22 protein-coding genes are annotated in these 12816 nt (G+C 39.0%); 21 read left to right on the forward strand and 1 reads right to left on the reverse strand.

What is annotated here, in order from left to right:
* Nucleotides 1-79 precede the first annotated feature (79 nt).
* The 3 genes from MKY37_RS11215 (at nucleotide 80) to MKY37_RS11225 (ending at nucleotide 4246) form a co-directional block, all read left to right on the forward strand.
* Nucleotides 80-841, forward strand: a complete 762-nt coding sequence (locus MKY37_RS11215; RefSeq protein ID WP_340777063.1) for an ABC transporter ATP-binding protein — start codon at nucleotides 80-82, stop codon at nucleotides 839-841.
* Complete coding sequence (locus MKY37_RS11220) at nucleotides 831-2819, forward strand: FtsX-like permease family protein (RefSeq protein WP_340777066.1); 1989 nt, start codon at nucleotides 831-833, stop codon at nucleotides 2817-2819. The genes MKY37_RS11215 and MKY37_RS11220 overlap by 11 nt, the downstream gene beginning before the upstream one ends.
* A 110-nt stretch (nucleotides 2820-2929) precedes the next feature.
* Nucleotides 2930-4246 carry a Na+/H+ antiporter family protein gene (locus MKY37_RS11225; RefSeq protein ID WP_340777068.1) on the forward strand — a complete coding sequence of 439 codons (1317 nt, stop codon included), beginning with the start codon at nucleotides 2930-2932 and terminating at the stop codon, nucleotides 4244-4246.
* Nucleotides 4247-4393: 147 nt separating this feature from the next.
* On the opposite strand, the gene MKY37_RS11230 is transcribed toward MKY37_RS11225, so the two are convergent.
* Complete coding sequence (locus MKY37_RS11230) at nucleotides 4394-4588, reverse strand: hypothetical protein (protein ID WP_340777070.1); 195 nt, start codon at nucleotides 4586-4588, stop codon at nucleotides 4394-4396.
* 251 nt (nucleotides 4589-4839) lie between these two features.
* Between MKY37_RS11230 and rpsJ the strand changes: the two genes are divergently transcribed.
* From rpsJ to rplR, 18 genes are read left to right on the forward strand one after another with little or no spacing between them, the layout of a single operon-like run.
* The gene (rpsJ, locus tag MKY37_RS11235) at nucleotides 4840-5148 is read left to right on the forward strand and encodes a 30S ribosomal protein S10 (protein WP_042478628.1); all 309 of its coding nucleotides are present in this window, start codon (nucleotides 4840-4842) and stop codon (nucleotides 5146-5148) included.
* 44 nt (nucleotides 5149-5192) lie between these two features.
* A complete protein-coding gene (gene rplC, locus MKY37_RS11240) occupies nucleotides 5193-5822 on the forward strand; it encodes a 50S ribosomal protein L3 (RefSeq protein ID WP_340777072.1) in 630 nt (209 codons plus the stop codon).
* 26 nt (nucleotides 5823-5848) lie between these two features.
* Nucleotides 5849-6472, forward strand: coding sequence for a 50S ribosomal protein L4 (gene rplD, locus MKY37_RS11245; RefSeq protein ID WP_211895971.1), 624 nt, complete (start codon nucleotides 5849-5851; stop codon nucleotides 6470-6472).
* Nucleotides 6472-6756: a 50S ribosomal protein L23 gene (rplW, locus tag MKY37_RS11250; RefSeq protein WP_090567820.1), complete on the forward strand. Its 285-nt coding sequence runs from the start codon at nucleotides 6472-6474 to the stop codon at nucleotides 6754-6756. Before rplD ends, rplW begins: the two co-directional genes overlap by 1 nt.
* A 42-nt stretch (nucleotides 6757-6798) precedes the next feature.
* The gene (gene rplB, locus MKY37_RS11255) at nucleotides 6799-7629 is read left to right on the forward strand and encodes a 50S ribosomal protein L2 (RefSeq protein ID WP_340777076.1); all 831 of its coding nucleotides are present in this window, start codon (nucleotides 6799-6801) and stop codon (nucleotides 7627-7629) included.
* A 60-nt stretch (nucleotides 7630-7689) separates the two neighbouring features.
* Nucleotides 7690-7968 (forward strand): 30S ribosomal protein S19, encoded by a 279-nt coding sequence (gene rpsS, locus MKY37_RS11260; RefSeq protein ID WP_090567829.1) that lies wholly within the window; start codon nucleotides 7690-7692, stop codon nucleotides 7966-7968.
* Between the two features lie 20 nt (nucleotides 7969-7988).
* On the forward strand, nucleotides 7989-8333 hold the full coding sequence (rplV, locus tag MKY37_RS11265) for a 50S ribosomal protein L22 (protein WP_093062492.1): 345 nt from the start codon (nucleotides 7989-7991) through the stop codon (nucleotides 8331-8333).
* 3 nt (nucleotides 8334-8336) lie between these two features.
* On the forward strand, nucleotides 8337-8993 hold the full coding sequence (gene rpsC / locus MKY37_RS11270) for a 30S ribosomal protein S3 (RefSeq protein WP_090567835.1): 657 nt from the start codon (nucleotides 8337-8339) through the stop codon (nucleotides 8991-8993).
* A gap of 1 nt (nucleotide 8994) precedes the next feature.
* Nucleotides 8995-9429, forward strand: a complete 435-nt coding sequence (gene rplP / locus MKY37_RS11275; protein ID WP_090567838.1) for a 50S ribosomal protein L16 — start codon at nucleotides 8995-8997, stop codon at nucleotides 9427-9429.
* Complete coding sequence (rpmC, locus tag MKY37_RS11280; protein ID WP_090567840.1) at nucleotides 9419-9619, forward strand: 50S ribosomal protein L29; 201 nt, start codon at nucleotides 9419-9421, stop codon at nucleotides 9617-9619. Before rplP ends, rpmC begins: the two co-directional genes overlap by 11 nt.
* Nucleotides 9620-9637: 18 nt before the next feature.
* On the forward strand, nucleotides 9638-9901 hold the full coding sequence (gene rpsQ, locus MKY37_RS11285; RefSeq protein WP_090567844.1) for a 30S ribosomal protein S17: 264 nt from the start codon (nucleotides 9638-9640) through the stop codon (nucleotides 9899-9901).
* A 43-nt stretch (nucleotides 9902-9944) separates the two neighbouring features.
* Complete coding sequence (gene rplN / locus MKY37_RS11290) at nucleotides 9945-10313, forward strand: 50S ribosomal protein L14 (RefSeq protein WP_053591327.1); 369 nt, start codon at nucleotides 9945-9947, stop codon at nucleotides 10311-10313.
* A gap of 36 nt (nucleotides 10314-10349) precedes the next feature.
* Nucleotides 10350-10658 (forward strand): 50S ribosomal protein L24, encoded by a 309-nt coding sequence (gene rplX / locus MKY37_RS11295; RefSeq protein ID WP_090567845.1) that lies wholly within the window; start codon nucleotides 10350-10352, stop codon nucleotides 10656-10658.
* A 23-nt stretch (nucleotides 10659-10681) separates the two neighbouring features.
* On the forward strand, nucleotides 10682-11221 hold the full coding sequence (gene rplE / locus MKY37_RS11300; RefSeq protein ID WP_090567848.1) for a 50S ribosomal protein L5: 540 nt from the start codon (nucleotides 10682-10684) through the stop codon (nucleotides 11219-11221).
* Between the two features lie 18 nt (nucleotides 11222-11239).
* On the forward strand, nucleotides 11240-11425 hold the full coding sequence (locus tag MKY37_RS11305) for a type Z 30S ribosomal protein S14 (RefSeq protein ID WP_093537852.1): 186 nt from the start codon (nucleotides 11240-11242) through the stop codon (nucleotides 11423-11425).
* 30 nt (nucleotides 11426-11455) lie between these two features.
* Nucleotides 11456-11854, forward strand: a complete 399-nt coding sequence (rpsH, locus tag MKY37_RS11310; protein ID WP_090567854.1) for a 30S ribosomal protein S8 — start codon at nucleotides 11456-11458, stop codon at nucleotides 11852-11854.
* A 30-nt stretch (nucleotides 11855-11884) separates the two neighbouring features.
* Nucleotides 11885-12424 (forward strand): 50S ribosomal protein L6, encoded by a 540-nt coding sequence (gene rplF, locus MKY37_RS11315; protein WP_211895970.1) that lies wholly within the window; start codon nucleotides 11885-11887, stop codon nucleotides 12422-12424.
* Nucleotides 12425-12454: 30 nt separating this feature from the next.
* Complete coding sequence (gene rplR / locus MKY37_RS11320) at nucleotides 12455-12814, forward strand: 50S ribosomal protein L18 (protein ID WP_169359354.1); 360 nt, start codon at nucleotides 12455-12457, stop codon at nucleotides 12812-12814.
* Nucleotides 12815-12816: the final 2 nt, after the last annotated feature.

A 12816-nucleotide genomic window follows, 5' to 3' on the forward strand; every position in this document is an offset into this window, starting at 1 on the left:
TTTGTTTGTAACGTAAATCAAACGATTAATGAAAAGAAAAATCGTACAATTAGGTTACTAAGTTGTAGGAGGAACATACATGACTATACTGAGCGGTCGTAAAATAAAGAAAATATATGGCAAGAAGGCAACATCGCAGGAAGTGTTGAAAGGGATTGACTTAGAGGTAACCGAAGGAGAATTCGTAGGAATAATGGGTCCGTCTGGATCTGGAAAGACAACTTTATTGAATGTACTTGCTTCTATAGATAAAGCAACAGAAGGGGTTATCGAAATAGGTGGACATAACCTACGTACAATGAAGGAAAAAGCATTATCCAATTTTCGTAGAGAACAATTAGGTTTTATCTTTCAAGATTACAATTTGTTAGATACATTGACGGTAAAAGAAAATATATTATTGCCACTTTCTATTAGTAAAATCTCTAAACAGGAAGCAGAACAACGCTTTCAGGAAATAACAAGAATATTAGACATTCAGGAACTGGCTAATAAATATCCAAATGAAATATCAGGCGGGCAAAAGCAGAGGACTTCTGCAGCGAGAGCGTTAATAAGTAAGCCTACTATTGTTTTTGCTGATGAACCGACGGGGGCGCTGGATTCTAAAGCTGCTACCACTCTATTGAGTAATTTAGAAAAGATTAATAAAGACAAACAAGTAACTATTATGATGGTAACGCATGATGCTGTCGCAGCTAGTTTTTGCTCCAGAGTATTATTTTTAAAAGATGGTCAGTTATATACCGAATTATATAAAGGAGAGAAGAACCGTAAACAGTTCTTCCAGGAGATAATAAATACACAAGGTGTGCTTGGTGGTGATGGTTATGACGCTTAGTCAACTAGTATTTAGAAGTATGAAGAAAAATATTAGGCACTACTATTTGTACTTCTTCGCATTGATCTTTAGTGTGTCACTGTATTTTTCCTTTGTGACATTACAGTATAATCCAAGTGTTCTCGAAATATCTGAAGGAGTGAAAGCTTCTGCAGGGTTAAAATCTGCTTCTTTTATTCTGCTGTTTGTTGTAGTATTTTTCGTATTATACGCTAATCATTTATTTATGAAGAGGAGAAGCAAGGAGATCGGATTGTACCAGCTAATTGGTATGTCTAAAGGATTAGTGACTAGATTATTAGCTTTGGAAAATATTATTTTATGGGTTGGTGCGATTGGAATCGGTGTTGGAATTGGATTTTTGACATCTCGATTGTTTGCGATGATTTTGCTACGAATTTTAGAAAAGGAAGCAAGTGTTGATTTGCTTTTTTCAGTAGATGCTTTGCAAATGACAATAGTAGTGTTTGTAGCTCTTCTTATTGTAGTACTGATACAGACGATGATTCAAATACGTCGTGTGTCCTTGCTGACGCTTTTTACTGCAACGGCTATTGCGGATACAAAGGTCAAGAGATTTAGTGGTCTACAAATGGGTTTAGGATTAATCGGGCTTCTATTGATCAGTTATGGCTACTATTCTTCAACTAAACTATTCGATATAGAAATTGATAGTGTCAATGCCTTGTTTCTAAGAATGATAATTATTTTAGTGAGTACTATTAGTGGAACGTATTTTGTATTTCGTTTTTCAGTATCTTTTGTTTTGAATGTAATACGTAAACAAAAAAGAGGTCACTTGTCGATTGTAGACGTATTGTCCTTGTCCCCTATCATGCATCGGATGAAATCTAATGCAATGTCACTTACGACCATAACTATTATATCGGCGACTGCATTAGGCATTCTGTGTTTGTCATACATCTCTTATTATTCTGCAGGATCAGTAGCAAGACAGAATATACCGTTTGATTATGTAATACCAAACAATGGCGGTGAAGCATTTATAGCTGCATTAGACGATAGGAATATTCGATATACGGAAACAACTATTGAATTGCTAGATATGGAAGTTGAGACTGCGGAGTTATATACTAGTAAAATTCCTGAGGGTATAAATGTTACGACGAAGAGTCTTATGCCAGTTGCTAAACTTAGTGATGCGCAACAGGTTATAGCTGGACTTGAGTTAAAGGACGGCGAAGCTTATTTAGTAGGATACAGTGATGTAATGGCTGAACTAATAAAGCTAGAACCAAATAATCCTGTTCAAATGACAACCTCTAGTGGAAAACTTGAGATCACAATAAAAGAAATAACAGAGGATTCACTTCTTGCGTATTATCTATCAGGCGGAGGTATGTCGATCGTTGTAAATGACGAGTTATTTGAAACACTTTCGGAAGATAAGCTGATACAACAACAAACATTTTGGAACAAACAAGTCGGTATTGACTTAGAGGATAGTTCACACTTATCAGAAGTTCAGACTATATATGAAGAAACAACTAATGCTGGAATGCTAGAGGTAATGAAAAATACCGGTGAAAGAAGAATCGTGAAAGTAGAAAGTCAAGAAGCTTATCGGAAAGATACGTTGGAAATGATGGGATTAGTAATCTTTGTGACAGGATTTTTAGGTTTAGCATTTTTAATCGCTACTGGTAGCATTTTGTACTTTAAACAAATGAGTGAAGCCGACGAAGAACGCTCGTCTTATACAAATCTACGCAAGATAGGATTTACGACAAATGAATTAATGAAAGGAATTTATATTAAGCAATTGTTTAACTTTGGTGTACCGTTAATCATAGGACTAGCGCATAGTTATTTTGCGGTTAAGTCCGGATGGATGTTCTTTGGTACCGAACTATTAGCTCCCTTATTAATAACGATGGGTGTGTATGTGATTTTATATTCTACTTTTGCATTTTTATCTATCGGGTACTATCGTAAGGTAGTGAACGAATCATTGTAAAAATGAGCCTCTTTGCAACTTTGCGAAGAGGTTTTTATGTTGACATAAAACTTAATAACAAGTAAACTTCTATGTGTTAGTAATCTAGTGTGTGAAAGTGAGTGTTTTATATGAATGCTGTTTTAATTGCAGTAATAGTCATGTTAGTATTGAGTTTACTTCGTATCAATGTAGTATTCTCGTTAATTATAGGAGCCCTTGTAGGAGGGCTTACAGCTGGTCTGTCGGTTGCAGAAACAATTGACGCATTTACAGGTGGGTTAGGTGCTGGAGCGACCATAGCGTTAAGTTATGGGCTGCTAGGGGGCTTTGCCGTCGCTATCTCTAAGACTGGTATACCGGAATTATTAGTAATAGCGATTCTGAAGCTAGTAAAGAGCAAGGGTGACTCGAATAAAACTGGGCTTGTAAAAGCTCTAGTCTTCTTATTGTTACTGTCGATGGCTGTGTTCTCGCAGAACTTGATACCGATTCATATTGCCTTTATCCCATTGTTAGTACCGCCAATCTTAAAAGTGTTGAACATGTTACAAGTGGATCGAAGGTTGATAGCATGTATTCTAGCGTTCGGTTTAATCACTCCGTATATGTTTCTGCCGTATGGATTTGGTGCAATCTATCAAGAAATCGTTGCAACGCAGATGGGGCTATCAGGTTTAGAGATAGCATTAAGTGATATTCCAAAGGCGATGTCGGTTCCAGCTCTGGGAATGGTTTTCGGATTAGTAACGGCGTTTGTTTTATTTCGCAAACCTAGAAACTATAAACAAGAAGCCGTGAAGGTAAGTGAATTAGAGGTAGAAGTGAAGAAAAGTAGTATAATCTTTACTATTATTTCCTTAATAGCAGCTCTGGTTGTTCAGGTTGAGACAGATTCTATGATCGCAGGAGCACTAGCGGGTATCGTTGTACTTTATATTAGTGGTGCTTTAAAAAGGAGAGAGGCAGATGTACTTCTGACAGAAGGTATGCGCATGATGGCGTTCGTTGGTTTCGTGATGATTACAGCAAATGGATTTGCAGCGGTCATTAATGCAACAGGGCATGTGAAAAGCCTTGTGGAAGCATCCTCTAAGCTTTTAGCAGGTAATGTGAGTGTGGCAGTGTTGATCATGCTAGTCATCGGATTGGTCGTGACGATGGGAATAGGTTCGTCGTTTGCTACTATCCCAATTATCGCTGCTATCTTTGTGCCCTTAGCAATGGAACTCGGGTTAAGTCCATTAGCGACAATTGCATTAATAGGTACGGCAGGTGCTTTAGGAGATGCTGGTTCACCAGCGTCCGACTCAACACTCGGACCGACAGCTGGATTAAATGTAGATGGACAGCATAACCATATTTGGGATACTTGTGTTCCGACTTTTCTTTGTTACAATATTCCACTCGTACTTTTCGGATGGATTGCAGTAGTGTTTGTTCTATAATAATAGAAAGAAGAGGCTGGGACAGAACCCCAAAACAGCATTTTTCTCTGTGAGAAAAATGCTGTTTTTTTTGCTGCACAAAATTGATTTCCATTCCAGGGACGCTTTCCACGGGCGTGGCCAGAGCCTGTAGTCTCAGGCGTCACGCTATTCCCGTAGGAGTCGCCCCTCCATTCCAATCAATTTTATTAAATATCCATTATTTAGTAAAGGTTTCTCCTTATCCAATAAAATTTCTACTTCTGTCCCAGTCTCTTTTATTTCAGTAAAAACATAATCATTAGTATAGAAGGAATTGCGTATTACAAAAATATTATCAACCTTATCAGTTGCTATTTTCATTGAAATTTTATATACTAGACAACGGCTTAGAAAAACATAAGTATTATAAAAAAGTAATGCGGTTATAACATTAAAAAGAATTTCGTAAAAACACTTGCGAAATCTTTTTTTATTGTATATAATGTTGAATGTTGGTCTTTGACTGCGATGAAGCGAGAGGTTACCGACACACCCGGCCGCTTTGCCATGGCGAGTGTACGGAAAATTTTCGTGGAGAATGTCTAGAAAATAGGCGAAAAGGAGGGAAAGTAATGGCAAAACAAAAAATTCGTATCCGTTTAAAAGCGTATGATCACAGAATTCTTGATCAATCTGCTGAGAAAATTGTGGAAACTGCTAAACGTTCAGGTGCAAGTGTATCGGGTCCGATTCCACTTCCGACTGAAAGATCTGTTTATACGATTCTTCGTGCTGTTCATAAGTATAAAGATTCTCGTGAGCAATTCGAAATGCGTACGCATAAACGTCTTATCGATATCGTTAACCCAACACCACAAACTGTTGACGCGTTAATGAAGCTTGATTTACCATCTGGCGTTGATATTGAAATCAAACTTTAATGGTAAAAAATAAAAAACACAAATTATTATAGGAGGTGTGACGAATGACCAAAGGAATCTTAGGTAGAAAAATCGGTATGACGCAAGTATTTGCTGAGAACGGTGACTTAATCCCTGTAACTGTTATTGAAGCTACTCCAAACGTAGTACTTCAAAAGAAAACAACTGAAACAGACGGTTACGAAGCTATTCAGTTAGGTTTTGAAGACAAGCGCGAAAAGCTTTCTAATAAACCTGCGAAAGGGCACGTAGCTAAAGCAAGCACTGCTCCTAAGCGCTTCATCCGCGAATTCCGCGGCTTGGATACAGCTAATTACGAAGTTGGTCAAGAAGTCAAGGTAGAAAGTTTTACAGAAGGCGATGTAATTGATGTAACAGGTGTTACTAAAGGTAAAGGTTTCCAAGGTGTTATTAAACGCCACGGACAATCTCGTGGACCAATGGCCCATGGATCTCGTTACCACCGTCGTCCAGGTTCAATGGGGCCAGTTGCTCCGAACCGTGTATTCAAACAAAAGAAATTACCTGGTCAAATGGGTGGACATACAGTAACTATCCAAAACTTAGAAATCGTAAGAGTGGATACTGAACGTAATCTACTATTAGTAAAAGGTAATGTTCCTGGTTCTCGTAAATCATTAGTAGTTGTTAAAGCTGCTATTAAATCGAAATAATTCTCTTAAGAAAGGAGGAAACAGGAATGGCAAAAGTATCATTATTCAATCAAGCAGGCTCTTCAGTTGGTGAAATCGAATTAAACGATAAAGTTTTCGGTATTGAACCAAATGAAGCTGTTTTATTTGAAGCTATCATTTCTCAACGTGCTTCACTTCGTCAAGGTAATCACAAAGTGAAAAACCGTTCTGAAGTTGCTGGTGGTGGACGTAAACCATGGAAACAAAAAGGAACTGGACGTGCTCGTCAAGGTTCTATCCGCTCTCCACAATGGCGTGGTGGTGGTGTTGTTTTCGGACCGACTCCACGTAGTTACAGCTTCAAATTACCTAAAAAAGTACGTCGTTTAGCTCTTCTTTCAGCTCTTTCAACAAAAGCTCGTGAAGAAAGCATTGTAGTACTTGAAGGTTTAGCATTTGATGCACCAAAAACAAAAGAATTCGTGAAAGTGTTATCTAACCTTTCAATCGATAAAAAAGCGTTATTCGTAACTGCTGATTTAGATGAAACAGTAGCATTAGCTGCTCGTAACATCCCTGGAATCACAGTTGTGTCTGCAACAGGCATTAACGTTTTAGATTTAATCGGTCATAACAAACTTGTAATGACTAAAGCTGCAGTAGAAAAAGTAGAGGAGGTGCTTGGATAATGGAAGCACGTGATATTATTAAACGTCCGGTCATTACTGAGCGTTCTTCTGAAGTAATGGCAGATAAAAAGTACACTTTCGAAGTGGACACTCGCGCCAACAAAACTCAAGTTAAATACGCTGTTGAAGAAATTTTCGGAGTAGATGTTGAGAAAGTTAACATCATGAACTACAAAGGGAAATACAAACGCGTAGGTAAATTTGGTGGGTATACAAACAAACGTCGTAAAGCGATTGTTACGTTAACTCTAGAAAGCAAAGAAATCGAGTTATTCGAAATCTAATCCTTTTAATAAGGAATTAATACTCAAGAAGGAGGGAATAACATGGCGATTAGAAAGTATAAACCAACGACAAACGGACGTCGTAACATGACTTCATTAGATTACGCTGAAATCACAACTGACAAGCCAGAGAAATCTCTACTTGCTCCTGTGAAACGTAAAGGCGGCCGTAACAATCAAGGTAAAATTACTGTTCGTCATCATGGTGGTGGACATAAACGTCAATACCGTATCATTGATTTCAAACGAAATAAAGATGGTATACCAGGACGCGTTGCTACTATTGAATATGATCCAAACCGATCTGCGAATATCGCATTAATTAATTATGCGGATGGGGAAAAACGTTACATCCTAGCTCCTAAAGGCTTAGAAGTGGGCATGACAATCGTGTCAGGACCAGAAGCTGATATTAAAGCAGGGAACGCTCTTCCGTTACAAAACATCCCAATGGGTACTACTATCCATAATATCGAAATGAAACCTGGTAAAGGTGGTCAGTTAGTTCGTTCTGCTGGTACATCTGCTCAATTACTTGGTAAAGAAGGTAAATACGTAATCATACGTTTACAATCTGGTGAAGTTCGTTTAATCCTAGGTGTTTGCCGCGCTACAATTGGTGAAGTAGGAAACGAACAACATGAACTTGTGAACATTGGTAAAGCAGGTCGTAATCGTTGGTTAGGCAAACGTCCAACTGTACGTGGATCTGTAATGAACCCGAACGATCACCCACATGGTGGTGGTGAAGGTAAAACTCCAATCGGTCGTAAGTCACCAATGTCTCCATGGGGTAAACCAACTCTTGGATACAAAACTCGTAACAAGAAAAATAAATCCGACAAACTTATCATTCGTCGTCGTAAAAAATAAAGTGGTTTTACTACGGTTCACAGATAGAGCCGTGGTGTTATCACGGAGGGAGGTTTCAGCATGGGTCGTAGCTTGAAAAAAGGACCTTTCGCAGACGATCATTTATTGAAAAAGGTCGATGCACAAAAGGACTCTGAGAAAAAACAAGTGATTAAGACTTGGTCTCGCCGTTCAACAATTTTCCCTACTTTTATCGGTTTAACTATCGCAGTATATGACGGACGTAAACATGTTCCTGTATACGTGACTGAGGATATGGTAGGTCATAAACTAGGCGAGTTTGCACCAACACGCGCTTATAAAAGTCATGGTGCAGATGATAAGAAAACAAGACGCTAATTTGAGAGGAGGTCATTCAAATGTCACAAGCAAAAGCTATTGCTAAAACAGTGCGCATTGCCCCTCGTAAAGTAAGATTAGTCGTTGATTTAATCAGAGGTAAGCAAATCGGTGAAGCAGTTGCGATTTTACAACTTACTCCAAAAGCAGCATCGCCTGTAGTGGAGAAAGTATTGAAATCTGCTGTTGCCAACGCTGAGCACAATTATGATTTAGATGTTAATAACCTAGTTGTTTCTGAAGTCTTCGTTGATGAAGGTCCAACATTAAAACGTTTCCGCCCACGTGCTATGGGACGTGCAAGTGCTATTAACAAACGTACTAGCCACATCACAATCGTGGTATCAGAGAAGAAGGAGGGATAATTCGTGGGTCAAAAAGTACATCCTATAGGATTACGAGTAGGCATCATTCGTGACTGGGAGTCAAAATGGTACGCTGGTAAAGACTATGCAACTCTACTACACGAAGACTTGAAAATCCGTAAGTACATCGAAACTCGTTTAAAAGAAGCTTCTGTTTCTACTGTAGAAATCGAACGCGCTGCAAAACGTGTTAACGTTACAATTCACACTGCTAAACCAGGTATGGTAATCGGTAAAGGTGGTACTGAAGTGGAAGCACTTCGTAAGCACTTAAACGATTTAACTGGTAAACGTGTACACATAAATATTGTTGAAATAAAAAGAGCTGACTTAGATGCTAAATTAGTAGCAGAAAGTATTGCACGCCAATTAGAAGGCCGCGTATCTTTCCGTCGTGCTCAAAAACAAGCAATTCAACGCACAATGCGTTCTGGCGCTAAAGGTATTAAAACTCAAGTATCTGGACGCTTAGGCGGCGCTGACATTGCGCGTGCTGAACATTACAGTGAAGGAACTGTACCACTTCATACATTACGTGCTGACATTGATTATGCACATGCTGAAGCTGACACAACTTATGGTAAGCTAGGCGTTAAAGTATGGATCTATCGTGGTGAAGTCCTTCCAGTTAAGAAGAACTCTGAGGAAGGAGGCAAATAATATGTTAATGCCTAAACGCGTTAAATATCGTCGTGAACACCGTGGTAAAATGCGTGGTGAAGCAAAAGGCGGCAAAGAAATAGCATTCGGTGAATTCGGTTTACAAGCAACTGAAGCAAGCTGGATTACAAGTCGTCAAATTGAATCAGCTCGTATTGCAATGACACGTTACATGAAACGTGGCGGTAAAGTATGGATTAAAATATTCCCTCATAAACCATATACGAAAAAGCCTCTTGAGGTACGTATGGGTTCAGGTAAAGGTGCTCCTGAAGGATGGGTAGCAGTTGTAAAACCTGGAAAAATTATGTTTGAAATAGCTGGCGTTTCTGAAGAAGTTGCTCGTGAAGCATTACGTTTAGCATCACATAAGCTTCCGATTAAATGTAAAATAATCAAACGTCAAGAAATTGGTGGTGAATCTAATGAAAGCTAATGACATCCGTGAACTTACTACTGCAGAAATAGAACAAAAGGTAAAATCACTGAAAGAAGAGCTTTTCAACCTTCGCTTCCAATTGGCGACTGGTCAATTAGAAAACACAGCTCGTATTCGTGAAGTTCGTAAAGCTATCGCGCGTATGAAAACTGTGGTTCGTGAAAGAGAAATCAGTGCAAACAACTGATAAAGGAGGTTTTCTGGCATGACTGAGCGTAATCAACGCAAAGTATACACTGGCCGTGTTGTATCAGATAAAATGGATAAAACAATTTCTGTTTTAATTGAAACTCATAAAAAACACAAGTTATACGGTAAACGTGTTAAGTATTCTAAGAAATTTAAAGCTCATGATGAGCAAAACGAAGCCCAAATCGGAGATATCGTCCGTATCATGGAAACTCGTCCGCTATCAGCTACTAAACGCTTCCGCCTATTGGAAGTTGTAGAAAAAGCGGTTATTATCTAATAATAAGTTCGGAACTAATAAATTCCGAAGGGAGGTTACCTAAGTGATCCAACAAGAAACTCGTATGAAAGTTGCAGACAACTCAGGTGCACGTGAAGTTTTAACTATTAAAGTACTTGGTGGTACTGGACGTAAAACTGCTAATATCGGCGATATCGTCGTATGTACAGTTAAGAAAGCAACACCAGGTGGCGTTGTCAAGAAGGGTGACGTCGTTAAAGCTGTAATCGTTCGCACTAAGAGCGGCGTACGCCGTAAAGACGGAACATATATCAAATTTGATGAAAATGCTTGCGTTATTATCAAAGACGATAAAGGACCGCGTGGAACTCGTATTTTCGGACCAGTTGCTCGTGAATTACGCGACAGCAACTTCATGAAAATCGTATCTTTAGCTCCAGAAGTTCTTTAATTTACATGAAAGTGCCAATCAAGGAGGTGCGACAGAATGCATGTTAAAAAAGGCGACAAAGTAATGGTAATCTCAGGTAAAGACAAAGGTAAAACAGGTGTTGTTCTTACTGCTTTTCCTAAGAAAGACCGTGTGTTAGTTGAAGGTGTAAACATCATCAAAAAACATATGAAGCCAAACCAAGCTAATCCGCAAGGAGGAATTGTAAGCCACGAGGCTGCAATCCACGTATCGAATGTTATGTTAATCGACCCAAAAACTGGCGAGCCGACTCGCGTAGGTTCTAAAGTGGAAGATGGCAAAAAAGTTCGTGTTGCGAAAAAATCCGGTGAAATTATTAAATAAGTAAAGAGAAGGGAGGTACACACATGAACCGCCTAAAAGAAAAGTATCTTAAGGAAGTTTCTCCTGCTCTAATGAGCAAGTTTGAATATAACTCAGTAATGCAAGTACCTAAAGTTGATAAAATCGTTATCAATATGGGTGTTGGTGATGCTGTATCTAATACAAAAGCGCTTGACGCTGCTGTAGAAGAATTACAAATCATTTCAGGTCAAAAACCTGTAGTTACGAAAGCTAAAAAATCGATCGCTGGTTTCCGTCTTCGTGAGGGTATGCCAATCGGTGCAAAAGTCACTCTACGTGGAGAGCGTATGTATGACTTCTTGGATAAATTGATCGCTATTTCTCTTCCGCGTGTACGTGACTTCCGTGGTGTTTCTAAAAAAGCATTCGACGGTCGCGGTAACTACACTCTTGGAGTTAAAGAGCAATTAATCTTCCCTGAAATCGATTATGATAAAGTTTCGAAAGTACGCGGTATGGACATCGTAATTGTAACAACTGCGAACTCTGACGAAGAAGCTCGTGAGTTATTAACACAATTCGGTATGCCATTCCAAAAGTAAAATAAGGGAGGCGAAAACGTGGCTAAAAAATCAATGATCGTTAAACAACAACGTACGCCAAAGTTCCAAGTGCAAGCATACACACGCTGTGAGCGTTGTGGACGTCCGCACTCTGTATATCGTAAATTCAAGCTTTGCCGTATTTGTTTCCGTGAACTTGCATACAAGGGACAAATTCCTGGCGTTAAAAAAGCAAGCTGGTAATCCCCTATAACTGGGAAGGAGGTAAATGTAATGACAATGTCAGATCCAATTGCAGATATGCTTACACGCATTCGTAATGCTAACATGGTTCGTCACGAGAAATTAGAAGTTCCTGCTTCAAACCTGAAAAAGGAAATCGCGGAGATTTTAAAACGCGAAGGTTTCATCCGTGATGTTGAATATGTAGAAGATAGCAAACAAGGTATCATCCGTATCTTCTTAAAATATGGTCAAAATGACGAGCGCGTTATCACTGGTTTGAAACGTATTTCAAAACCTGGTCTACGCGTTTACGCTAAAACAAACGAAGTACCTAAAGTATTGAACGGTTTAGGAATTGCTTTAGTTTCTACTTCAAATGGTTTATTAACAGATAAAGAAGCTCGCGCTAAACAAGTTGGCGGAGAAATCGTAGCTTACGTTTGGTAATAATCAACAAACGAATGGAGGTGCAACAAAATGTCTCGAGTAGGTAAAAAACCAATAGAGGTTCCTGCAGAAGTTACTGTAACAGTTAACGCTGAAAACACAGTAGTTGTAAAAGGACCAAAAGGTGAATTAACAAAATCTTTTAACCAAGATATTAAAATTGAGCAAGAAGGTACTGTAATAACTTTAGTGCGTCCTTCAGATTCAAAAGAACACCGTACGATTCATGGAACAACTCGCGCTTTGCTAGCTAACATGATCACTGGTGTATCTGCTGGATTCGAACGTGGACTTGAATTAGTTGGGGTAGGTTACCGTGCACAATTACAAGGAACTAAACTTGTACTTAACGTAGGGTACTCACATCCAGTTGAGTTCACTCCTGAAGATGGACTTGTAGTTGAAGTTCCTTCTAATACAAAAGTTATCGTTCGCGGTATTGATAAAGAACGCGTTGGTGCTTTAGCATCTAACATTCGCCAAGTTCGTCCACCAGAGCCTTATAAAGGTAAAGGTATTCGTTATGAAGGCGAAGTTGTACGCCGCAAAGAAGGTAAAACAGGTAAATAATGCATCTCGCATTAGAAAGGAGTGACCACTGTGATTACGAAACAAGACAAAAATCAAGTTCGTAAGAAACGTCATGCACGTGTTCGTACAAAAATCACGGGTACTACTGAACGTCCACGTTTAAATGTATTCCGTTCTAATAAACATTTATACGCACAACTGATTGATGATACTCAAGGTGTTACAATCGTAAGTGCATCCACTATGGATAAAGATTTCAATGGAACAGCTGGAAATGTAGAAGCTGCTAAATTGATCGGTGAAACAATCGCAAAACGCGCTACAGAAAAAAACATCAAATCTGTTGTATTTGACCGTGGCGGTTACTTATATCATGGACGTGTTAAAGCGTTAGCTGAAGCTGCACGTGAAAACGGCTTAGAATTTTAAGA

The sequence above is a fragment of the Psychrobacillus sp. FSL K6-2836 genome, assembly GCF_038003085.1.
In the GTDB taxonomy this organism is placed as follows: domain Bacteria; phylum Bacillota; class Bacilli; order Bacillales_A; family Planococcaceae; genus Psychrobacillus.